The organism is Pseudomonas sp. H3_E04, from assembly GCF_054668915.1.
Map to the genome: position 1 here is coordinate 2,015,047 of NZ_CP162797.1, position 21,382 is coordinate 2,036,428.

Consider the following 21,382-nt stretch of genomic DNA (forward strand, 5'->3'; position numbering starts at 1 on the left):
ACAATGAAACGCCATTTTGAAGACTTGCAGTTAGGCAGTATCGAACTGTTCTGCCTAGCCGCCGAAGCCGGCAGCTTCACCGCCGCTGCGCAACTGGCCGGGGTCACGCCGGCGGCCGTGAGCCGGTCGATTCTGCGTCTGGAGCAACGCTTGGGTTCGCGACTGTTTGCCCGCACCACGCGCAGCATCCGCCTCACCGACGCCGGACGGAGCTTCTTCGAACAATGCAGCCAGGCCCTGACGCAACTGATCGAAGCGCAGCAGGAAGTCATGGGCGCACAGACTTCGCCCTCAGGTCGCTTGCGCATCAGCCTGCCAACCACCTACGGGCACCACCGCATCCTGCCGCTGCTGCCGAAATTTCGCGCACTGTACCCCGAGGTCACGGTCGACGTGCACTTGGGCAATCGCAATATCGACTTCGTTGAAGAAGGCTACGACCTGGCGATACGCGTACGCGCGCAACCGGACTCGACCCTGATCGCGCGCCTTCTGGAAGACGCCAGTCTGGTTGTGGTTGCCGCCCCCGAATATCTGCACATAGCCGGCACGCCGCAGACCCTCGACGACCTGATCGAGCATGAGTGCATCCAGTTCGAATTACCCAGCAGTGGGCGGCGGATTTCCTGGCTGTTCCAGGAAAACGGCAGAGACCTGGAAGTGGTCTCTGACGGGGGCTATTCCTGCTCCGACGATGTGCTCGGCGGTGTGACGTTGGCCAAGCACGGCGCCGGACTGTTTCAGACTTACCGCTTCATCGTCGAGCAGGAACTCGCCGATGGCCGCCTGATTGAAGTACTGCAACCGTACGCCGGACGTTCGCGCCCCTACACCCTGCTCTACCCGCACGGCCGCTATGTGCCGCAACGGGTGCGGGCGTTTGTGGATTTTCTGTTGGGGTTTCGTGAGGAATGGGCAGGACCCGCGCGGTAATCAACCGGTCTGACGCAGGCGGCTGAGTTCCTTCGACGGCGGGCAGCCGAACTGGCGGTTGTATTCGCGGCTGAACTGCGAGGCACTTTCGTAGCCGACGCGATAGCAGGCGCTGGACACATCCAGCCCTTCATTGATGATCAGCCGCCGCGCCTCTTGCAGGCGCAGCTGTTTTTGATACTGCAGCGGGCTCATCGCGGTGACGGCTTTGAAGCGGTGATGCAGCGCCGAATTGCTCAGATTGGCCACCTGCGCCAGCGCGTCGATGCGCAGCGGCTCGGTGAAATTCTTGTTCAGCCAGTCGATGGCCCGCGTGACCCGATGGGTCTGCGAATCGCTGACGGCGATTTCATACAACAGATGCCCGTGCTGGCCGCGCAGCAGGCGGTAATACAGCTCACGCAACACCATCGGCGCGAGCATGCCAATGTCGCGCGGATTATCGAGCAGGCGCACCAGACGCAGCATGGTGTCGAGCAATGTCACGTCGATTTTGTCGAGAAACATCCCGCGCCCGGCGTCCTGCGGCATGCCGGTCAGCGGCGATTCGGCAATCAGTTGCGTCAGTTGCGCCGGGTCGAAATCCAGCCGAACGCAAAAATACGGTGCTTCGGGCGAGGCTTCGATCACCCGTCCTGACACCGGCAACGTCACCGACACCACCAGGTAATTCAACGGGTCGTAGAGGAAACGTTCGTCACCCAGCCCGACTTCCTTGCGCCCCTGCACGATCAGGCATAGCGCCGGACGGTGCACGACATGAATCAGCTCGGACGGCCCATCGAAACGGATCACGTGCAGCGGCGCAATCGCGGTTTCGTAGGTGCCCGGCGCGTCGAAGCGTTGAGTCAGCAAGCGCACCAGTTCGGCGCGATACACCGCCGTGTCGTGGAGGATGGAAGCGTCGTGGTTATCCATGCAAAGGGCCTCGAAAGCAGACGAAGGTGGGTCAACTGCCCAGGAAGATTAGCCAGTTTTACCCAGCGGCGACTAGATCAAAGATGCTGCAGATTTGCCTGATTCTGCGTGCTCGTGATCGCGGCAAAGCCATGGGCGCGTTCTCACACGCGCCCTTGGTTTCTCACCCCACTATCAACCCGCCGTTACCGTCATGCCGCCATCGGCCATGACCACCGAGCCGACCATGAAACTGGCGCGGCCGGAGGCAAGAAAGGTCACGATTTCGGCGATCTCTTCCGGCTGCGCCGCCCGACCGATCGGCGCCGCTTCGCCGTGCTGCGCGAGGAACCCTTGGCCGTCCTCAACTACATCATTGAGGATATTGGTCACCACATCGCCGACGCCGATGGCATTGACGCGAATGCCGTGTTCGATGACTTCCAGGGCCAGCGTACGAGTCAATTGCGCCAGCGCACCTTTGGAAGCGGTGTAGGCGGCAATGGTCGGAAAGGCAAAGTACGACGCATAGGAAGCAATATTGACGATTGCACCGGACTTGTTCGGGATCATCGCCTTGACCGCTTCGCGGCAGTGCAGGAAAGCTGCCGTGGCATTCACTGCCTGGATCTTTTCCCAGTCGTCGCGGCTCATGTCGATCACCGCTTTGTTGATGATGATCCCGGCGTTGTTGACCAGAATATCCAGGCGCCCGAACTGCTCGACGGCAAGGCCTACTGCACGTTCGGCGGCGCCGTCCTCGGTGATGTCCGCCACCAGCGGCACCAGATCGGGACGAGCCAGTGCTTCGACAGCCGGGTTGAGGTCTTCGGCAATCACCTTGGCCCCGCGAGCGTGCAGCATCAGCGCGATCGCCTTGCCGATGCCGCTGGCCGCGCCAGTGACCAGGGCAACTTTACCGGCGACTTCTTGAGGCAGGGTGTGGTTGAAATCAGTCATGGTTTTAACTCCTCGATAGCGAATCGGTGTTGCGCCTGATGGCGCGGTCGTAAACACGCCTTCACTGTCGCGCACTGTCCGCCGCCGGGCTTTCGGGCGATTGCCGGGACTGTCGGAGTTTTGCGCTGGAATTTCCTGCCCGCCCGCCCTAACCTGCAAAATCATTCACAGCCGAAGCTTTTGATGGAGCGTCCTGTGCCCCCTGCCAGCCCCGCTACACCAACAATCAGCCAGCCCGCGCGCATCGCCGCCGAAGCCATGCCGGAGCATCTGCCCGGTGTTGCGGAAACGACGATGGCGCGGCCGCAGATCAAGGATGCGGTGGTGCAGTTGTTCCGCCATCAAACCCTGCTCGAGCCGATCCGCGTGCCATGCGTGGCCGAACCGCTGCTGGTGCTGGTACTGGTTGGCACTGCCCGGGTCGAAGAACGTTCGTTGGGCGGAGAGTGGCAGGCGAGCCAGGTCACGGCGGGCGACTTCTTCCTGACCAACACCCGCGAACCCTACGAAATGCGCTGGCAAACCGAAGGTTGCGAGGTCTTCGAAGTCATGCACCTGTACCTCGGTCTGGGCCTGATCGAACAAGCGGCGCGCGAAGCGTTCGGCGAACAGGCGGGTGCAGTGACGTTTGTCGATGTGTCCGGTGCGCGTGACGAGCAGGTCAGCTTCATTCTTGAGCAATTACGAATCGAACTCACACAACAGCGCCAGCCCAGCGCACTGCTGGTGCACAGCCTGGCTCAGGCGTTGGCGATTCATTTGCTGCGTCATTATCTCGACCCCGACAGCAACCCGCGCCGCGACAACGCCCTGCCCGCCTACAAACTGCGTCGGGTGATCGAAGCCATGAATGCGCATCTCGCGGAGGATTTCAGCCTCAGTCATCTGGCCGCAGTCGCTGAGCTGAGCGACTACCACTTCAGCCGCACCTTCAAGCGCGCCACCGGTTTATCGCCCTCGCAATACTTCATCCGCCTGCGCATCAGCCGCGCGCGTCATCTGTTGCTGGAGACCGCACGCAGCGTGATCGACATTGGCCTGGAGGTTGGCTACTCCAGCCCCAGCCACTTTTCCCAGGTATTCCGCCGTGAAGTCGGGGTAACTCCGAGTGCCTATCGCGATGCACCACGCGGCGGTTAAAGAACGTTCGAAAAGCGACGCAGCAGAATTGGGCAAATCCGGTGGAGGAATCGATTAATAACCCATGAGCCGCCGCACTTAATCTTCTTCCAAGCCCACTCACGGGCACATAGAAGAGGACGACGTCATGCTGAACATTCAAGACAAAGTGATCGTGATTACCGGCGCCAGCAGCGGCATCGGCGAAGCCAGCGCACGCCTGCTCGCCGCCCGTGGCGCCAAAGTGGTGTTGGGTGCACGGCGCACCGAGCGTCTGGCAGTGATTGCCGAAGAGATCAACGGCGCCGGTGGCCACGCGCAGTTCCGCGCACTGGACGTCACCGATCAGCAGGATGTGCAGCGCTTCGTCGATTTTGCCGTGGAGCACTACGGCCGCGTCGATGTGCTGGTCAACAATGCCGGCGTGATGCCGTTGTCACGGCTGGATGCGCTGAAGGTCGATGAGTGGAACCGCATGATCGACGTCAACATCCGTGGCGTACTCCACGGCATCGCCGCCAGCCTGCCGTTGATGCAGCGCCAGCGCGCCGGGCAGATCATCAACATCGCCTCGATCGGTGCCTACGCGGTCAGCCCGACTGCGGCGGTGTACTGCGCGACCAAATATGCGGTACGGGCGATTTCCGAAGGCCTGCGCCAGGAAGTCGGCGGCGATATCCGCGTCACTGTCATCGCACCGGGCGTGACTGAATCGGAACTGGCCGACAGCATCTCCGACGAAGGTGGCCGCGCGGAGATGAAGTCTTTCCGCAAGATCGCCATCCCCGCCGAAGCCATCGCCCGCGCGATTGCCTACGCCGTCGAACAACCGGCAGACGTCGACGTCAGCGAACTGATCGTCCGCCCGACCGCGAGCCCTTATTGAAACCAGGAGTCAATCTGTGGGAGCGAGCCTGCTCGAGAAAGTGCTGGATCAGTCGGCAAAGATGTTGAATGTGCCGCCGTCTTCGCGAGCAGGCTCGCTCCCACAGGGAATTCATGGCGCCACCAAATCATTGGTCAACACGGAAGACTGTGGGAGCGCGCCTGCTCGCGAAAGCGCTGGATCAGCCGGCAAAGATGTTGGATGTACCACCGTCTTCGCGAGCAGGCTCGCTCCCACAGGGAATTTGTGGCGCCACCAAATCAATGGTCAACACGGAACATTGTGGGAGCGAGCCTGCTCGCGAAAGTGCTGGATCAGTCGGCAAAGAGGTTGAATGTGCCGCCGTCTTCGCGAGCAGGCTCGCTCCCACAGGGAATTAGTGGCGCCACCAAATTAATGGTCAACACGGAACATTGTGGGAGTGAGCCTGCTCGCGAAAGCGGTGGATCAGCCGGCAAAGAGGTTGAATGTGCCGCCGTCTTCGCGAGCAGGCTCGCTCCCACAGTGTGGTTGTGGCGCCACCAAATCAATGGTCAACACGGAACATTGTGGGAGCGAGTCTGCTCGCGAAAGTGCTGGGTCAGGCGAATAGGATGTTGAATGTGCCGCCGTCTTCGCGAGCAGGCTCGCTCCCACAGGTTTTTTGTGGCACCACCAAATCATTGGTCAACACGGAACACTGTGGGAGCGAGCCTGCTCGCGAAAGCGGTGAGTCAGGCGAACATGATGTTGAATATACCGCCGCCTTCGCGGGCAAGCCCGCTCCCACAGGTTTTTTGTGGCACCACCAAATCATTGGTCAACACGGAACATTGTGGGAGCGAGCGTGCTCGCGAAAGCGGTGAGTCAGGCGAACATGATGTTGAATGCACCGCCGCCTTCGCGGGCAAGCCCGCTCCCACAGGTTTTTTGTGGCACCACCAAATCATTGGTCAACACGGAACATTGTGGGAGCGAGCCTGCTCGCGAAAGCGCTGGGTCAGGCGAACATGATGTTGAATGTACCGCCGCCTTCGCGAGCAGGCTCGCTCTCACAGGCAATCGCGGTGCCGCTGACGAAATGGGCTGGCACTCATATCTAACCTAACGCGCTCCCGGCCCGATCAACATGCTTTCGATCTCGGCGCCGGGCATCATTTGCTGCAGGCCTTCGATGAGCTTGTCGCCGGCCTCGGTCAGCGCTTCCAGCGGCATCGCCGGCAGGCTTTCGAGGATGAACCACATGTGCTGCGCCTGCGCATCAAGGCGGGTTCGCACGCCTTGGCGCCAGTTCCAGCGCCGGCAGGTCACGCCTTGGTCATCGCGCCAGACCACTTCGCCAGCGTCCGGGAATTCGTGCGCGGGCTGGCCTTCTTTCATCGTGTCGAACGGTTCGCTGCCATCGGCGACGACCAGACGCGGTGAGCCTATGTAGGCTTGCGCATTCTCGCCGCCGACCGGAATCGCGTACTCGAGGCTGATGGCGTTGTACAGATCAACCACCGGATCGATGCTCGGCAACTCGCCGTCGCGCAACACCCGTTTGCGCAGAGCCTCGGCCGAGCACGGCGTGCGCTGCGGCTTGGCACCGAACTGGCGAAACACGTCCGCCCAGGCCTGCAAGTGCGCGGGCGCCCATGCCGGGCCACCGTTGGCGACGATCTGGCAAGCTTTGGCCAGTGCTTCACCGGCCACGTATGCCTGAGTAATCGGCGCCGCTTGCACGACAATACTCAGCGCTCTGAAGCCCGGCGCGAGTTGCGCAACAGCCGGATCGATTGACGGCACGACAGACAGCATCCCAGAATCCCCCTCATACCCGAATTTCAAACGATGCTAGCGATCAATGACCAAGAAAGTCAATATATCGACCGAAGCCGGCGCCGACGTTGAGACCGTCAGCGCGGCGGTGTCGCGCACGCTCAAACAGGCGCGCAAACAACAAGGCATCACCCTGGATGAGCTGTCCAGACGCTCCGGCGTGAGCAAAGGCATGGTGGTCGAGATCGAGAAAGGCTCGGCCAACCCTAGCATCGCGACATTGTGCAAAATCGCCGCGGCGCTGGGCTTGTCCGTGGCGGATTTCGTCAATGTCGCCGACACTCCGACGGCGCACCTGATTGATAGTCAGGACATTCCCACGCTATGGACCGGTGAGCTGGGTGGATCAGCGCGCCTGCTGGCCGGCACCAGCGGCCCGAACATGCTCGAGTTGTGGCGCTGGGAGTTGTTTCCCGGCGAGTCATTTGCTTCAGCCGGTCACCCGAATGGCACCACAGAGCTGTTTCATGTCGAGAAAGGCACGTTGCATTTGCAGGTTGGCGATGCCGAGCTGATTGTCGGGCCTGGGTGTTCGGCGGTGGCGCGGACCGATGTGGCGCATGGGTATGCCAACCATGGGCGAGCGAAACTGGTTTTCACAATGTCGGTTACTGAACTGCATCAGGGTGCGCGGGAGAGCCTCTCACTCTAATTCCAGAGTGGGAGGCATCGATTAAATCGCTCACTCAGCGTGACGGCGGATGCTCCGTCGAAACCGAATTGGCCGCATCCACATCCGACATGTCTTCTTCTACAGGCGCCTCATCGTCCGGCGGCAAAGGCGCCTCGGGGTTTTCGCGCTTGGGATCGTGCCCGGTCTCGTTGTCGGTGGTGCGCGTCACGGCTTGTTGCGACTGGTTGCCCGGTGCGTTTTCATCAATGTCCATGTCGGTCTCCGAGGTGTTCAGCGATAGGTACCTGAATGTGTGAAATGCCGGCGCGTGACAAGTGCCCGGCAATGGACGAACGGCTTTCTGTAGAAAACGCAAAAGCCTGCTTTCGAGGCAGGCTTTTGCGTTGTGTTGGAGGCTTACTTCTGCTGCGTCAGCGCCGAGTAGCTGTTCATCAGGTTGCGATAGTTGGGAATCCGCTGCGACAGCAGGTTACCCAGGCCTTCAATGTCGTTGCGCCAGTCGCGGTGCAGCTCACAGGCCACCGAGAACCAGTTCATCATCTGCGCGCCGGCCTGAGTCATGCGGCTCCACGCGGCTTGCTGCACGGTGGTGTTGAAGGTGCCGGACGCATCAGTCACCACGAACACATCAAAACCTTCCGCCAGCGCCGACAGGGTCGGGAACGCTACACACACATCCGTTACCACACCGGCAATGATGATCTGCTTGCGCCCGGTGGCCTTGATTGCCTTGACGAAGTCTTCGTTGTCCCAAGCATTGATCTGACCTGGGCGAGCGATGTACGGCGCGTCCGGGAACATCTCTTTCAGCTCCGGTACCAGCGGGCCGTTCGGGCCTTGTTCGAAGCTGGTGGTGAGGATGGTTGGCAGGTCGAAGAACTTGGCCAGATCCGCCAGCGCCAGCACGTTGTTCTTGAACTCGTTCGGCGAGAAGTCCTGCACCAGCGAGATCAGACCGGTCTGGTGGTCAACCAGCAGCACGATAGCGTCGTCTTTGTTCAGGCGGTTGTAGGTTGGAGTGGTCATGGAGTGCGTCCCTTTTCAAGTTTGAAGTTTTGTTGTTGCGTTCAAGTTGGGTACAGATTACTGACGCACAGCAAAGGGATAAATCGGCTGAAAAGCGTTTCACCGTCCACTCAAACCGGACAATGGCAAACGTTGAAAATGCTCGACGGTTAATCCGCCAGAACGTCGCCATGCTATGCTCCGACAGAGAAAACGAGGGATTAACAATGAGCGAATCAGCCACTGACAGCGTCGCGAGCGAAGTTCGCAAGCTCGCGGAAAAACACAGGGTAGGCGCCGAGCGTGACGGCCTGAGTCGCATGGCGGTGACGATAACGCGGCTCGCCGGTGATGCCGTTGAACTGGACAGTGTTGAGCAACTGCTGGTCAACCTGAAGCGAAAGGGTGTCTTGAACAAGTCTGAAATCATGGCCTTACAAGGACGTTACCTTCAGGAAAAAAGGCATTCGAAGAAGCAGCTCAGCGCATGACGTTCGACCCCTTCGGCGATTTCGAAACTGAAGGCTACCTTCGCAACTCGCTCAAGCTGAAAGACCCGGCTGAAGTAAAGGAATCGGAACATCTCTCTTTCGAAGCCAGTATCGAAGACGCCCTTGCTCATCTGGCAAAAAAAAGATCCATCGACTATCAAGCGGTACTCAGAACTCATGAAATCCTGTTTGCCGGTTTCTACCCATGGTCAGGCAAAGACAGGAATGAGCTGGTTCCCCACCTCGCGGTTTTCAAAGGATCAAAAGACGATCCGCATCACACACCTTTCGAGCGACCTGAGCTGATCAAAAGATCCGTCGAATATGCGCTGGAGCTGGCTGCAAACAAAAAACGCTTCCACGAGCGCCCTGGCGAGGTGATGGGCCAATTGGCTTTCGCTCATCCGTTTCTGGATGGTAATGGGCGGACTATCCTGCTTGTTCACATGGAACTGTGCTACCGGGCCAAGTTTGCCATCGATTGGTCGAAGACCAACAAAGATGCGTATTTACGGGCGCTCAGCGACGAGATCCGCGATCCTTCCAGAGGCTACCTGGACGATTATCTGAAGCCTCACGTCGTAGACATCTCAAGCCGTGAGGAATGGCCCGGAGTGATTGGCGATATCAAAGGGTTGGACGGTTTGGACAAGGAAGGAATCGTCTACGCGAATCTGGACAATCCCGACATTCAGCAACTGTATGAAACCTACAGAACGCAGCCAATAAAGTGACTGCAGAAGCCTGCTGTTAAAAGCAGGCGTTAGTTGTCTGGCAGCCAGTCTCTTGACCTTGCCGTCTGGGCGACGCAGACCTGCTTACGCGCCCTGACGACTCAAGCTGAAATTCACTCAATCGTAAAACGGTTCAACCAACGCCCGACTACCGACAAAGAAACTGTCCGCCACCAGGCGCAACGGTTGCAGGTCGAGGTCGCTGGCCTTGTCGCCGATCAATTGCTGGAAGTGGCGATAGACCGCTGCGTACTCGCCCTCCTCCGACACGCGTTGGCGCACGCCGTCGATGCTCAGCACCGCACCGCCATTGTCCAGACGCAGGACGCCTTCGGCGCAGCGGATTTCGATGCTCCACAGTTCGTCGTGGCCATGGTCGAAATCGAACTCGGCGCGCACGTCCAGCTGATGCGCATCGGACATTTTGATCGAGGCGGCAATCGGCGACTGGCAGTTGCTCGGCACGCGCAGCTGGGCGGCTTCGACAAACAGCGGCAGCGCCAACAGGTGGGTGATGATCGACAAGGCGTTGATGCCCGGGTCGAACACACCGAGGCCGCCCGGTTGCCAGATCCATGCCTGACCCGGATGCCATTTGCGTACATCTTCCTTCCAGTCGATCTGTACGCTTTGCAGGGTGCGGCTGGCCAGCCAGTCGCGGGCGGCGGCGATGCCCGGCGCATAGCGTGAATGCCAGGCGAACAAAGCGCTGACACCCTGTTCGGCGACCTGATCGACCAGGGCCATGGCCTCGCCCAACGTTGCACAGGGCGGTTTTTCCACCAGCACGTGTTTGCCGGCCGCCAATGCCTGTTGCACCAGCGCGAAGCGCCCTTGCGGCGGCGTGCAGAACGCAATCGCATCGACGGTCGGGCCGTTCTCGAGCAGCTCGCCCAGAGACTGGAAGTTTTCCACCCCGGCGCAAGGTTTGCCTTGGGTAGCGACCGCCACTAACTGGAACGCGGGGTTGGCGAGGATGGCGGGGACGTGTTGATCCTGGGCGATCTTGCCGTAGCCCACCAGGCCGAGACGAATCGGTTGCATTACAGACTCCTGTTGTTGTTTTGGTCTTTGCAGCGCAGCGGCAAGAGTACGTGTTTCTGCGCCCGCCTCCAATCGTCATACTATTTAAATCGACTCTGATCACAACGGACGAATGAGGTGTATCCGTCATTTCTTCTTACACCTTTTGTCGCCCGATCCGGCACCGCGCGGCGTTCGGCGGCCGGCGATCAGCCTCAGTTTGCTATCATGCGGCGCTTTTACGGTTAACCCCCCGCCAGTCCTGCCGACTCGCGGGCTGCAAAAGGCGGTATTAGATGACGGCTTTGTTGACTCGCCGCAAGGTACTTGCGGGAATGGGCGTACTCGGGCTCGGCCTGCTCGCCGGTTGCGATACCCGTGGCCAACTGTCGTACAAGTACGGCAAGGATCTGAGCGACAAGATCCTCGGACGCACCTTCAAGCTGAAGAACCCCGAAGGCGAAACCATGTCGCTGTCGAGCTTTCGCGGAATGATGCCGATGATCTTCTTCGGCTTCACCCAGTGCCCGGCCGTTTGCCCCACCACCCTGGCCCGCGCCGCGCAGATCAAGAAACTCATGGGCCGCGACGGCGATCGTTTGCAAGTGGTGTTCATCACCCTCGACCCCGAGCGCGATACGCCGCAGATCCTCGACGCCTACGTCAAAGCCTTCGACCCGAGCTTCGTCGCGCTGTACGGCACGCTTGAGGAAACCAAGGCCACCGCCAAGGAATTCGACGTGTTCTACGAGAAAGTCCCGGCCGGCGACACCTACACCATCTCCCATACGTCCACCAGCTACGTCTATGACTCGCGTGGTGAGTTGCGCCTGGGCCTGTCCACTTCGCTGACGGCTCAAGAGTGCACGGAAGATTTGCTTACTGTTATGGAGGTCTGCTGATGCATCCCGTTCTGAATCACCTCAAACGCACCGTATGTGCACTGTCCCTGCTCGGCCTGGCCTTCCAGGTGTCGGCGCAGACCAAAATCGACGACGCCTGGGTCCGTGCCACCGTGCCGACCCAGTCCGCCAGCGGCGCGTTCATGACCGTCACTGCCGACACCGACAGCAGGCTGCTCAGCGTTGCCTCGCCAGTGGCCAAGGACGTGCAGATTCATGAAATGAGCATGAAAAACGATGTGATGACCATGGGCCCGGTGAAATCGGTTGAGCTGCCAGCCGGCAAAGCCGTGAGCTTCGACCCGAACGGCTACCACGTGATGCTGATGGGCCTGACCGGTCAGTTGAAGGAAGGCGACAGCGTGCCGCTGACCCTGACCGTGGAAAACGCCAAGGGCGAGAAAGAAACCATCGAAGTCAAAGCACCGGTTCGCGCGCTGACCAACATGGGCGGCCACGATCACAGCAAGATGCATTGATCGCTGCCTGAAAAACTGTTCGCCCGACATAAAACGGGGCGGCCTGATCGATGATCGGGCCGCCCCGTTTTTTATTGGCCGGTAGAAGGCTTAAGCCCCTAAACCTGTGGGAGCGAGCCTGCTCGCGAAGGCATCAGGTCAGTCAAATCATCTGTGGCTGAAACTGCGCTTTCGCGAGCAGGCTCGCTCCCACATTAATTCTGGGTGATATCCAAGCCTCAACTCCCCGCACCACCATGCGCCTCTTCAAAGAAGTAATCCTTCCAGCTCGCTGCCTTGTTCTTCAACACACCCAGTTCCTGCAATTTCTCGGCATAGATGAAGGTACGTTGCGGTACGACGGTGAAGTCGATCTCCGGGTCTTTGACGATTTGCTCTACCAGTGCCAGCGGCAGTTTCGATTGTTCGACGCGGATGTAGGCTTGGGCGGCGGCGGGTTTGTCGGCCTTGATGATCTTCTCGGCTTCGGCCAGTGCGTCATAGAACGCCTTGTAGGTTTTCGGGTTTTCGTCGTGGAATTTTTCCGTGGTGTAGAGCACGTTGAACGTCGCCGGGCCGCCGAGGATGTCGTAGGAACTCAACACTTTGTGCACGTTCGGGTTTTGCAGCGCCTGGTATTGAAACGGTGGGCTGGAGAAATGCGAGTTGATTTCCGAGCCGCCGGCAATCAGCGCGGCGGTAGCGTCCGGGTGCGGCAGGCTGACTGAAATGTTGTCGAACTTCTTGAACTGCTCGTCTCCGAATTCCCTGGCGGTTTCAATCTGCAGGGTGCGCGACTGGAAACCCACGCCAGCGGCTGGCACGGCGATGCGGTCCTTGTCGCTGAAGTCCTTAAGGGTTTTGATGTTCGGGTTGTTGGTCAGCAGGTAATTGGGCATCGAGCCCAGCGCGGCGATGGCTTTGACGTTCTGTTTGCCCTTGGTGCGATCCCATACGGTGAGCATCGGCGGCACGCCGGCCGAGACGACGTCCAGCGCTCCGGTAAGCAGCGCCTCGTTCATCGCCGTGGCGCCGGAAATGCTGTTCCAGTCGACCTTGATCTCCAGGCCCTGGGCCTTGCCGTGTTTTTCGATCAGCTGTTGATCGCGCACGACGTCGAGAATCAGGTAACCGATGCCGAATTGCTGGGCGATGCTGATCTTGCCCTCGGCCTGGGCGAAGCTGCTGAACAGCGCACCCGCTGCCAGAGTAGCAGCCAACAGAGTCAGCGCAGAACGTTTGAACGGTGTGGCCATGACAACCTCGCAGCATGGGGATGGCTGAAAGGCCTGACTTTATAGCTATAAAAAATAGAAATTAAATACCTTTATCGCATATCTATAGCACTGAGCGACTCGACGCCTGGTGAGAATATTCATCAGTGGTGGAGAGGCCTACAACAGTCTGAAACAAAAAACTGCCCCTTCTGAAAACGGCTCTAAGGCTCGAAACCCCCATCCGCTGCGGGCGCCGGAAATTTCAGGGATCGCCAGCCGCAGGTTTAAAAAGCCGATCAGCCTTCCTGCTCTTGGTATCATCACCCACACTTTTTTGACCCTTTGATGACATGCAGGCCTTTTTGTGAGCGTTCTTTTCAACTGGCTGCGGCGGCCGAATGCCCGCCTCGTTTCCCTGATCGTTCTGGTATTGATGGTGCCGGTGTGCCTGCGTGTGGCCCTGGGCTGGTCGGCACCGCTGGGCTTTCTCTCGGACCTGGCCGTCGGCAGTCTGCTGATCGTGGCGCTGCATCGCCGCGCGTGGTGGCTGGCCTTGCCAGTGCTGGTGTTCTGGGCGCTGCTGGCGATCGCTACGGCAGAACTGGTCAGCGCCGTGGGTCGGCTGCCGACGCCTTCCGATATTCATTATCTGATCGATCCGCAGTTCGTCCAGAATTCCACCGGCGGCGGACTTGCGCACCCTGCCCTGACCATCTCTTTGTTGGGTGCGCTGGTTTTCTGGCTGGTGGCTCAGTTTGTTGGTCGCGGCCTGTCTCGCCCTGCTCTGCCTCGCTCTGTCTGGGCCGCGCCAATCGTGTTGTTCGCCGCACATTGGGGAGCGCAAAACCTGTGGCCGAATGACGGCGACGCCTGGCGCCTTTACAACCTGCCGCATCAATTGCTCGCCAGCGAAGTCGCCGACCTGCAGATCCAGGCCGAGGAATGGCTGGACGGCGACGTTGAAGAACCCACACCGGCGATGGCCGGGCTCACCGACGTTGACCTCAATGGCCAGAAGCTGCTGGCTGCGCCGGGTCAGGCGCGCAATGTGCTGATCATTGCCCTGGAAGGTATTCCCGGCGCCTACATCCGCGCCAACCGCGAAGCGATCGGCAGTCATTACCAGGAAGACCTGATGCCCAACCTCAGCCGCTGGGCCGAGCGCGGCATGAACACCCCGGATTACGTGCTGCACACCCACCAAACCATTCGTGGTCTGTACGCCATGCTGTGCGGTGACTACGACAAGCTCAACAACGGCACGCCCAAAGGCGTGGAAATGCTCACCCTCAACGAGCGCAATCAGGCCTGCCTGCCGGCGCAGCTGCGCGAACACGGCTTCAGCACTCATTACTTGCAGGGCGCGGGCCTGCGCTTCATGGCCAAAGACAAAATCATGCCGCACATCGGTTTCGATGCGACCCATGGCCTGGAATGGTTCAGCAACAGCAACTATCTGGAGTTCCCGTGGGGCAAGGATGACAAGGCGTTCTTCGAAGGTGCGCTGGATTATGTCGACCAACTGAAAAAACAGAAACAGCCGTGGATGCTCACGCTGCTGACAGTCGGTACCCACCAGCCCTACTCCGCACCGGACGATTATCTGCAGCGCTATGAAACACCGAAGCAGGCTGCCGTCGGTTATCTGGACGATGCGCTGGACCAGTTTTTATCAGGACTGGAACGCCAAGGTGTTCTAAAGGACACGCTGGTAGTCATCACCTCGGATGAATCCCATGGCATCGACGGCGTGCGTCTGGCCTCGTCATGGGGTTTCAATCTGACGCTGGCACCGGAACAGGCTCAGCTGCCGCGTCTGAATGCCGGGGTTTACGGCCACGTCGATCTGAGCACTTCGATTCTCGACTATTTCGACCTGCCGGTGCCGACTGCGCTGAGCGGGCGGTCATTGTTCCGCGACTACGATACCGGTCGCGAGATCATGTCCTTCACCAACGGCAAACTGCGCTACCACAACGGTCAGGGCATCTTCTCCGAGTGCGACCTGCCGCGCCGCTGCCGCTACTACCAAAGCGCCGGCTTCATCGCCGAAAGCGCCATCTACAAAGGCACCTACAGCGGCCATCCGGCCCGACAGATTGCCGCACGCGCCGATGCCCTGGACTTGTCGTTGCTGCGCACACCACTCAATCATCGCTACCAGTTCGGGAGCAACAACATCATCCCTCTGCAAGCGCAGATCAAGGATGACTGGGCCGACAACCTGATTGGCGCGCAATACCTGGAAATGCCCAAAGGCTCACACACCCGCGTACGCCTGACCGTGCGCTCGGTCGATCCGCAGCAGGCGGCGTACATTCAGCTCAAGGCCAAGGAATTCGAACAGGACGTGCAATTGGGCCTGCCGGCTGAAATGGTGGCGACGGCGGATCAGCCGCTGGAGATGGATTTCAGCTTTGAAAACCCGCAGCCGCGCAAAGCCTTCTCGTTTCATTTGCTGGGCTATGGCAATGGCGCGGTCGAGGTCTCGGACTTCAGCGTGATCACTGAACTGCCTGGGCAGGATGACATTCTTGATGACGTGCCCGAGGACGACACCGCGCAATCGAGTTGACGTCTTTATTTATAAAGGCTGCGCTCGCCTGTCACTTTGCCTTGGGGTATCGAGTGTAAGATCGAAATTGCCTGTCACTTTCCCGGCTTTTCCCAGATCCAGAGCAAAAGTGCCTGTTACGGTTTTGCGAAAATTGGCAAAGGTGACGATGAGTTCACCCTCAATAATGGGTTGGTCAAAATGATTGATCACAACCTTCCAATACCGTCCCATGGTTGGAAAAGTCACTGTGTGAGGCCCATCTCCCTCCAACGAATTCGGAACAGACAAATCCACCGTGTGTTTAAAATCGTCAGTTCCGATGATGATAAATTCCTTCTCGGTCTCTGCATAAACACATAACTTGCTCTCCAGAAATTTATCGTCATCGAGAAACGCGACAAAGCTACCGGTAGCATTTCGTTTGTTCATAAGGTCACTTGTTCTGTCCTGAGACATGTCGATATTCCCTTGAGGTAAAGGTGACGTTGCGTTGACTCCAACATATTGTGATTGCGTGGTATCAACCACTGTCAAAGCTGACAGTTTTTAAGATCGCTACGAAATAACGCCGCTTTTGCATCACGATATCGCGCTAGCAAAAGAGCCTGCCTATCGCCTGCCAAGACTGCGGCTATTAGCCGACTTGCCAACTCGGGTCTAGCCTTACCAGTCCGAAGTCGGCACGAGCCGGCCGCAGACCTGATAGGGATACGAACATGGCAAACGAATCGAAATGCCCGTTCAACCACGCCGCCGGCGGCGGTACGACGAACCGTGACTGGTGGCCGAATCAACTCAATCTGAAAATCCTCAGCCAGCATTCCCCCAAGTCCGATCCGCTGGGCCAGGACTTCGACTACGCCAAAGCCTTCAAAAGCCTCGACTTCCAGGCGCTGAAACAAGACATCAAAGCGCTGATGACTGATTCTCAGGACTGGTGGCCGGCCGACTTCGGCCATTACGGTCCGCTGTTCGTGCGCATGGCCTGGCACAGCGCCGGGACCTATCGCACCGCCGACGGCCGTGGGGGCGCCGGTTCCGGTCAGCAACGCTTTGCGCCGCTCAACAGTTGGCCGGACAACGTCAGCCTCGATAAGGCCCGCCGCTTGCTGTGGCCGATCAAGCAGAAATACGGACGCAACATTTCCTGGGCCGACCTGATCGTGCTCACCGGCAACGTCGCGCTGGAATCCATGGGCTTCAAGACCTTCGGTTTTTCCGGTGGCCGCGCCGATGTCTGGGAACCGGATGAAGATGTGTACTGGGGTTCGGAAACCGAGTGGCTCGGCGGCGACAACCGTTACGGCAAGAGCAATGGCCCGGTGCAGGAGCCCGGCGACGGCACGCTGGTGGCTGAGCCCGATTTGCATGGCCGCGAAGAAAGCCGCACCGATCAGGGCGAACGCAATCTGGAAAACCCCCTCGCTGCCGTACAGATGGGCCTGATCTACGTGAACCCGGAAGGTCCTGAGGGCAACCCGGATCCGGTGGCCTCGGCCAAGGATATCCGCGAAACCTTCGGCCGCATGGCCATGAACGATGAAGAAACCGTGGCGCTGATCGCCGGCGGCCATGCCTTCGGCAAGACCCACGGCGCCGGCCCTGCCGACAATGTCGGCCCAGAGCCGGAAGCGGCAGGTCTGGAGCAGCAAGGTCTGGGCTGGAAAAACGCCTTCGGCACCGGCAAAGGCGCCGACACCATTACCAGCGGTCTGGAAGTCACCTGGACTACCACGCCCACGCAATGGAGCAACAACTATCTGGAAAACCTGTTCGGCTTCGAGTGGGAGCTGACCAAAAGTCCGGCAGGCGCCAATCAGTGGCAACCGAAAAACGGCGCGGGTGCGGGCACTGTTCCCCACGCTCACGATCCGAGCAAGAAGCTCTCGCCGACCATGCTGACCTCCGACCTCGCGCTGCGCTTCGATCCTGCCTATGAACAGATCTCGCGGCGCTTCCTGGCCAATCCTGATCAACTCGCCGACGCGTTCGCCCGCGCCTGGTACAAGCTGATCCACCGGGACATGGGTCCGCTCTCTCGCTACCTCGGGCCGGAAATGCCGCAAGAGGAATTGCTCTGGCAAGACCCGCTGCCCGACGTAACGCATCCGCTGATCGATGACAGCGACGCCACTGCGCTGAAAAACAAGGTGCTGGCTTCAGGACTGTCGGTGTCACAACTGGTCTCGACCGCGTGGGCGGCGGCGTCGACCTTCCGCGGTTCAGACAAGCGCGGCGGTGCCAACGGCGGGCGCTTGCGTCTGGCCCCACAGAAGTTCTGGCAGGCCAACCAGCCCGAGCAACTGGACAAGGTGCTGAGCACACTGGAAGGCATTCAGAACGAGTTCAACAACGGCGCGGCCGGTGGCAAGAAAATCTCGCTGGCTGACTTGATCGTGCTGGCCGGCAATGCCGGGGTGGAGAAAGCCGCGCAAAACGCCGGGCATTCAGTGTCGGTGCCGTTCTCGCCGGGCCGCGTCGATGCTTCGCAGGAGCAGACCGATGTCGAATCGTTCGGCTTCCTCGAACCGATCGCCGATGGTTTCCGCAATTACAGCAAAGGCAAATACACGGTTGCGGCAGAAACCCTGCTGATCGACAAGGCGCAATTGCTTACCCTCACCGCACCGGAAATGACCGTGCTGGTGGGTGGTTTACGGGTATTGAACACCAACGTCGGCCAGACGCGACATGGCGTCTTCACCGATAAAACCGAAGCGCTGAGCAATGACTTCTTCACCCACCTGCTGGACATGGGCGTGGAGTGGACGCCGACCTCGCGGGATGCCGACGAGTTCGAGGGTCGCGAGCGCAAGACCGGGGCGGCGAAATGGACGGCGACTCGGGTGGATCTGGTGTTCGGCTCGAATGCGCAATTGCGCGCATTGGCCGAGGTGTATGCCAGCGCCGATGCCAAGACGCAGTTCGTCAACGATTTCGTCAAGGCATGGACGAAGGTGATGAATCTGGATCGGTTTGACCTGCGATAACCGAGCAAACGCAACGCCTCATGCAGGAGCTGCCGAAGGCTGCGATCTTTTGATCTTCAAAATCAAAAGATCGCAGCCTCGTTTCACTCGACAGCTCCTACCGGAGCAGGTTACGCCAGGCTCTTGCTCACCACTTCATACACATCACTGGACAGCGACCCGGACGCCAGGATCCGCTCCAGCTCGGCCTTCATCAGCGCCTGACGCGCGCTGTCGTATTTGCGCCAGCGGGTCAGCGGTGCCAGTTGGCGCGAGGCGATCTGTGGGTTGAAGCCGTTTAGTTCGATCACCAGGTCGGCAAGGAAGCGATAACCGGAACCGTCCGCCGCGTGGAAGTTGATCAGGTTCTGCCCGGCGAAGGCGCCGATCAGTGCCCGCACCTTGTTCGGGTTCTTGATGTTGAACGCCGGGTGCTGCATCAACGCCTTCACCCGCTCCAGCCCGCCCGGCAAGGTGCTGCCGGCTTGCACGCTGAACCACTGATCCATGACCAGCGGATTGTCCTTGAAGTGCTCCGCGAAGCTGGCCAAAGCCAGGGCGTTCTGCTCTTCGAACGGCGAGTTGACCAGCACGGCCAGCGCGGTCAGGCGCTCGGTCATGTTGTCGGCAGTTTCGAACTGCTCCAGGGCCGCTGCCAGTACTTCCGGCTTGCCGCTGAGCATCAGATACGACAGGGCGATGTTCTGCAAGGCGCGACGGGCGAAGTGCTCGGCCTCAGCCACGTACGGTGTCTTTTTCGACAAGTCGCGGTTGGCCTGATAACGCAGCCACAGCGCTTCGAACAAGCCTTCGGCGAGTTGCTTGCGGGCAAATTCGCGGGCGACATGAATCGCCTCGACGTCAGCCACTTCGCTGATCTCGGTGAGATAGGCCTCACCCGGCAGCGAGAGCATTTCGGCAACCATCGCCTGATCCAGCGACTCATCGGACAGCACCGTGCGCAGCGCCGACACCAGACGCGGATCGAGCTTCAGGCTCTCGCCCTTCTGCTGCTGAGCAATCAGTTCCTGAAGCACTTGCACCGACAATTGCTGACCGGCATCCCAGCGGTTGAAACCGTCGCTGTCGTGCTGCATCAGGAACATCAGTTGATCGCGGTTGTAAGGGAAGCTCAGTTTCACCGGTGCTGAAAAGCCGCGCAGCAGCGATGGCAGCGGCTGTTCGTCGATGTCGACGAACGTGAAGGTCTGCTCGGCCTCGGTCACCGAGATCACCCGAGTGGTGCCTTGTGCCGAGGTTTCGCCCGCCAGACGCAGGGCGATTTCGTTGCCCAGACTGTCGAGCAAGCCGAGCTCGACCGGAATTACGAATGGCAGTTTTTCTACTTTGTCCGGAGTCGGCGGGCAGCTCTGGCGGAAGGTCAGACTGTAGGTTTTTGCGGCAGCGTCGTAGGACTCGCTCACCGCCAGACGCGGCGTGCCGGCCTGACTGTACCAGCGCTTGAACTGACTGAGGTCGACGCCATTGGCGTCCTCCATGGCCTTGATGAAATCGTCACAGGTCACGGCCTGGCCGTCGTGGCGTTCGAAGTACAGATCGCTGCCCTTACGGAAGCCTTCGGCGCCCAGCAAGGTGTGGATCATGCCGACTACTTCCGAGCCCTTTTCGTACACGGTCAGGGTGTAGAAGTTGGAAATCTCGATGAAGCTGTCCGGGCGCACGGCGTGGGCCATCGGGCCGGCATCTTCGGCGAACTGGTGGGTGCGCAGATACGCCACGTCCTGAATACGCTTGACCGTCGCCGAGTTCATGTCCGAGGAAAAACCGGCATCGCGGAACACCGTGAAGCCTTCCTTGAGCGACAGCTGGAACCAGTCACGGCAGGTCACGCGGTTGCCCGACCAGTTGTGGAAATATTCGTGGGCGACAATCGCCTCGACCCGCTGGTGCGCGGCATCAGTCGCGGTTTCGGCGCGGGCCAGCACGGCGCTGGAGTTGAAGATGTTGAGGCCCTTGTTCTCCATCGCGCCCATGTTGAAATCGTTGACGGCGACGATCATGAAGATGTCCAGATCGTACTCGCGACCGTAGACCTCTTCGTCCCAGCGCATGGATTTCTTCAGGCTGTTCATCGCGTGCTGGCACTTGTCGATGTTTTCCGGCTCGACATAAATGCGCAGCGCGACGTTGCGCTGGCTCATGGTGGTGAAGGTGTCTTCGACGCACCACAAGTCACCGGCGACCAGCGCGAACAGGTACGCGGGTTTCTTGAACGGGTCCTCCCAGGTCGCCCAGTGCCGGCCGTCTTCGCCGGGGCCGGAAGCGATCGGGTTGCCGTTGGAGAGCAGCACCGGGTAGCTGTGCTGTTCGGCCACGACGGTGGTAGTGAACTTGCTCATCACGTCCGGACGGTCGAGGTAATAAGTGATCTTGCGAAAGCCCTCGGCCTCGCACTGGGTGCAGAACATCGTGCCGGACTTGTACAGGCCTTCCAGCGCGGTATTGGTTTCCGGGTGGATGCGCACGCTGGTGTCGAGGGTGAACGTTTCACTGGTCGGCTGCAGGGTCAGGTGACTGTCCGAGACTTGATAGTCAGCGGCACTCAGCTCCTGGTCCGCCAGCGTTACCGAGAGCAGTTCAAGTTGCTGGCCGTCGAGCACCAGCGGCGGCAGGCCGGCGCCACGCTCGGGGTTGCGGCGCATCACCAGTTGCGCGTGAACCAGGCTGTGGTCCTCGAACAACTCGAAGGTCAGGTGGGTTTCGTCGATCAGGTACTCGGGCGCCTGATAGTCCTTGAGGTAAATCATCTTCGGTTGTTCGGTGCGCATGCTGGAAT

At 59.6% G+C, this 21,382-nt stretch carries 19 protein-coding genes; 10 read left to right on the forward strand and 9 right to left on the reverse strand.

Annotated features, from left to right (window positions below; genetic code table 11):
- Positions 1 to 3 precede the first annotated feature (3 nt).
- The gene (locus AB4N53_RS09050; protein WP_460119935.1) at positions 4 to 933 is read left to right on the forward strand and encodes a LysR family transcriptional regulator; all 930 of its coding nucleotides are present in this window, start codon (positions 4 to 6) and stop codon (positions 931 to 933) included.
- On the opposite strand, the gene AB4N53_RS09055 is transcribed toward AB4N53_RS09050, so the two are convergent.
- Both AB4N53_RS09055 and AB4N53_RS09060 read right to left on the reverse strand, forming a co-directional pair.
- Entirely contained in the window at positions 934 to 1,851 is a 918-nt protein-coding gene (locus tag AB4N53_RS09055) for an AraC family transcriptional regulator (protein ID WP_460119937.1), read from the reverse strand.
- 174 nt (positions 1,852 to 2,025) lie between these two features.
- On the reverse strand, positions 2,026 to 2,790 hold the full coding sequence (locus AB4N53_RS09060; RefSeq protein WP_460119939.1) for an SDR family NAD(P)-dependent oxidoreductase: 765 nt from the start codon (positions 2,788 to 2,790) through the stop codon (positions 2,026 to 2,028).
- Between the two features lie 258 nt (positions 2,791 to 3,048).
- Between AB4N53_RS09060 and AB4N53_RS09065 the strand changes: the two genes are divergently transcribed.
- On the forward strand, positions 3,049 to 3,930 hold the full coding sequence (locus tag AB4N53_RS09065) for a helix-turn-helix domain-containing protein (RefSeq protein WP_460125401.1): 882 nt from the start codon (positions 3,049 to 3,051) through the stop codon (positions 3,928 to 3,930).
- 127 nt (positions 3,931 to 4,057) lie between these two features.
- Positions 4,058 to 4,795: an SDR family oxidoreductase gene (locus AB4N53_RS09070; protein ID WP_460119941.1), complete on the forward strand. Its 738-nt coding sequence runs from the start codon at positions 4,058 to 4,060 to the stop codon at positions 4,793 to 4,795.
- A 1,083-nt stretch (positions 4,796 to 5,878) separates the two neighbouring features.
- On the opposite strand, the gene AB4N53_RS09075 is transcribed toward AB4N53_RS09070, so the two are convergent.
- Positions 5,879 to 6,574 carry a B3/B4 domain-containing protein gene (locus AB4N53_RS09075; RefSeq protein WP_110645813.1) on the reverse strand — a complete coding sequence of 232 codons (696 nt, stop codon included), beginning with the start codon at positions 6,572 to 6,574 and terminating at the stop codon, positions 5,879 to 5,881.
- 46 nt (positions 6,575 to 6,620) lie between these two features.
- On the opposite strand from AB4N53_RS09075, the gene AB4N53_RS09080 reads away from it, so the two are divergent.
- Positions 6,621 to 7,247, forward strand: a complete 627-nt coding sequence (locus tag AB4N53_RS09080; RefSeq protein ID WP_460119944.1) for an XRE family transcriptional regulator — start codon at positions 6,621 to 6,623, stop codon at positions 7,245 to 7,247.
- 34 nt (positions 7,248 to 7,281) lie between these two features.
- On the opposite strand, the gene AB4N53_RS09085 is transcribed toward AB4N53_RS09080, so the two are convergent.
- Positions 7,282 to 7,482: a hypothetical protein gene (locus AB4N53_RS09085; RefSeq protein ID WP_460119946.1), complete on the reverse strand. Its 201-nt coding sequence runs from the start codon at positions 7,480 to 7,482 to the stop codon at positions 7,282 to 7,284.
- A 143-nt stretch (positions 7,483 to 7,625) separates the two neighbouring features.
- Positions 7,626 to 8,255 carry an isochorismate family cysteine hydrolase YcaC gene (gene ycaC, locus AB4N53_RS09090; RefSeq protein ID WP_016774235.1) on the reverse strand — a complete coding sequence of 210 codons (630 nt, stop codon included), beginning with the start codon at positions 8,253 to 8,255 and terminating at the stop codon, positions 7,626 to 7,628.
- A 206-nt stretch (positions 8,256 to 8,461) separates the two neighbouring features.
- Here ycaC and AB4N53_RS09095 point away from each other — a divergent pair, with 206 nt between their 5' ends.
- Positions 8,462 to 8,725, forward strand: coding sequence for a hypothetical protein (locus AB4N53_RS09095; protein ID WP_217850025.1), 264 nt, complete (start codon positions 8,462 to 8,464; stop codon positions 8,723 to 8,725).
- Positions 8,722 to 9,459 carry a Fic/DOC family protein gene (locus AB4N53_RS09100; RefSeq protein WP_460119948.1) on the forward strand — a complete coding sequence of 246 codons (738 nt, stop codon included), beginning with the start codon at positions 8,722 to 8,724 and terminating at the stop codon, positions 9,457 to 9,459. Before AB4N53_RS09095 ends, AB4N53_RS09100 begins: the two co-directional genes overlap by 4 nt.
- A gap of 117 nt (positions 9,460 to 9,576) precedes the next feature.
- Here the strand turns inward: AB4N53_RS09100 and AB4N53_RS09105 are convergent, their stop codons facing one another.
- A complete protein-coding gene (locus AB4N53_RS09105; protein WP_460119950.1) occupies positions 9,577 to 10,503 on the reverse strand; it encodes a Gfo/Idh/MocA family protein in 927 nt (308 codons plus the stop codon).
- A gap of 275 nt (positions 10,504 to 10,778) precedes the next feature.
- Between AB4N53_RS09105 and AB4N53_RS09110 the strand changes: the two genes are divergently transcribed.
- Together AB4N53_RS09110 and AB4N53_RS09115 are read left to right on the forward strand one after the other, a co-directional pair.
- Positions 10,779 to 11,384 carry an SCO family protein gene (locus tag AB4N53_RS09110; RefSeq protein ID WP_016774221.1) on the forward strand — a complete coding sequence of 202 codons (606 nt, stop codon included), beginning with the start codon at positions 10,779 to 10,781 and terminating at the stop codon, positions 11,382 to 11,384.
- Positions 11,384 to 11,863: a copper chaperone PCu(A)C gene (locus AB4N53_RS09115; protein ID WP_460119952.1), complete on the forward strand. Its 480-nt coding sequence runs from the start codon at positions 11,384 to 11,386 to the stop codon at positions 11,861 to 11,863. The genes AB4N53_RS09110 and AB4N53_RS09115 overlap by 1 nt, the downstream gene beginning before the upstream one ends.
- A gap of 218 nt (positions 11,864 to 12,081) precedes the next feature.
- Here the strand turns inward: AB4N53_RS09115 and AB4N53_RS09120 are convergent, their stop codons facing one another.
- On the reverse strand, positions 12,082 to 13,098 hold the full coding sequence (locus AB4N53_RS09120) for an ABC transporter substrate-binding protein (RefSeq protein WP_460119954.1): 1,017 nt from the start codon (positions 13,096 to 13,098) through the stop codon (positions 12,082 to 12,084).
- A gap of 325 nt (positions 13,099 to 13,423) precedes the next feature.
- On the opposite strand from AB4N53_RS09120, the gene AB4N53_RS09125 reads away from it, so the two are divergent.
- On the forward strand, positions 13,424 to 15,634 hold the full coding sequence (locus AB4N53_RS09125; protein WP_460119956.1) for an LTA synthase family protein: 2,211 nt from the start codon (positions 13,424 to 13,426) through the stop codon (positions 15,632 to 15,634).
- 9 nt (positions 15,635 to 15,643) lie between these two features.
- On the opposite strand, the gene AB4N53_RS09130 is transcribed toward AB4N53_RS09125, so the two are convergent.
- Positions 15,644 to 16,072, reverse strand: a complete 429-nt coding sequence (locus AB4N53_RS09130; RefSeq protein WP_460119958.1) for a hypothetical protein — start codon at positions 16,070 to 16,072, stop codon at positions 15,644 to 15,646.
- A 260-nt stretch (positions 16,073 to 16,332) separates the two neighbouring features.
- On the opposite strand from AB4N53_RS09130, the gene katG reads away from it, so the two are divergent.
- The gene (gene katG, locus AB4N53_RS09135) at positions 16,333 to 18,606 is read left to right on the forward strand and encodes a catalase/peroxidase HPI (RefSeq protein ID WP_460119960.1); all 2,274 of its coding nucleotides are present in this window, start codon (positions 16,333 to 16,335) and stop codon (positions 18,604 to 18,606) included.
- Positions 18,607 to 18,716: 110 nt separating this feature from the next.
- Here the strand turns inward: katG and pepN are convergent, their stop codons facing one another.
- A complete protein-coding gene (gene pepN, locus AB4N53_RS09140) occupies positions 18,717 to 21,374 on the reverse strand; it encodes an aminopeptidase N (RefSeq protein WP_460119962.1) in 2,658 nt (885 codons plus the stop codon).
- Positions 21,375 to 21,382 lie beyond the last annotated feature (8 nt).

Coding starts and splice junctions, on each gene's coding strand:
- AB4N53_RS09050 (WP_460119935.1), top strand. CDS start 4: ATGAAACGCCATTTTGAAGACTTGCAGTTAGGCAGTATCGAACTGTTC.
- AB4N53_RS09055 (WP_460119937.1), bottom strand. CDS start 1,851: ATGGATAACCACGACGCTTCCATCCTCCACGACACGGCGGTGTATCGC.
- AB4N53_RS09060 (WP_460119939.1), bottom strand. CDS start 2,790: ATGACTGATTTCAACCACACCCTGCCTCAAGAAGTCGCCGGTAAAGTT.
- AB4N53_RS09065 (WP_460125401.1), top strand. CDS start 3,049: ATGCCGGAGCATCTGCCCGGTGTTGCGGAAACGACGATGGCGCGGCCG.
- AB4N53_RS09070 (WP_460119941.1), top strand. CDS start 4,058: ATGCTGAACATTCAAGACAAAGTGATCGTGATTACCGGCGCCAGCAGC.
- AB4N53_RS09075 (WP_110645813.1), bottom strand. CDS start 6,574: ATGCTGTCTGTCGTGCCGTCAATCGATCCGGCTGTTGCGCAACTCGCG.
- AB4N53_RS09080 (WP_460119944.1), top strand. CDS start 6,621: ATGACCAAGAAAGTCAATATATCGACCGAAGCCGGCGCCGACGTTGAG.
- AB4N53_RS09085 (WP_460119946.1), bottom strand. CDS start 7,482: ATGGACATTGATGAAAACGCACCGGGCAACCAGTCGCAACAAGCCGTG.
- ycaC (WP_016774235.1), bottom strand. CDS start 8,255: ATGACCACTCCAACCTACAACCGCCTGAACAAAGACGACGCTATCGTG.
- AB4N53_RS09095 (WP_217850025.1), top strand. CDS start 8,462: ATGAGCGAATCAGCCACTGACAGCGTCGCGAGCGAAGTTCGCAAGCTC.
- AB4N53_RS09100 (WP_460119948.1), top strand. CDS start 8,722: ATGACGTTCGACCCCTTCGGCGATTTCGAAACTGAAGGCTACCTTCGC.
- AB4N53_RS09105 (WP_460119950.1), bottom strand. CDS start 10,503: ATGCAACCGATTCGTCTCGGCCTGGTGGGCTACGGCAAGATCGCCCAG.
- AB4N53_RS09110 (WP_016774221.1), top strand. CDS start 10,779: ATGACGGCTTTGTTGACTCGCCGCAAGGTACTTGCGGGAATGGGCGTA.
- AB4N53_RS09115 (WP_460119952.1), top strand. CDS start 11,384: ATGCATCCCGTTCTGAATCACCTCAAACGCACCGTATGTGCACTGTCC.
- AB4N53_RS09120 (WP_460119954.1), bottom strand. CDS start 13,098: ATGGCCACACCGTTCAAACGTTCTGCGCTGACTCTGTTGGCTGCTACT.
- AB4N53_RS09130 (WP_460119958.1), bottom strand. CDS start 16,072: ATGTCTCAGGACAGAACAAGTGACCTTATGAACAAACGAAATGCTACC.
- katG (WP_460119960.1), top strand. CDS start 16,333: ATGGCAAACGAATCGAAATGCCCGTTCAACCACGCCGCCGGCGGCGGT.
- pepN (WP_460119962.1), bottom strand. CDS start 21,374: ATGCGCACCGAACAACCGAAGATGATTTACCTCAAGGACTATCAGGCG.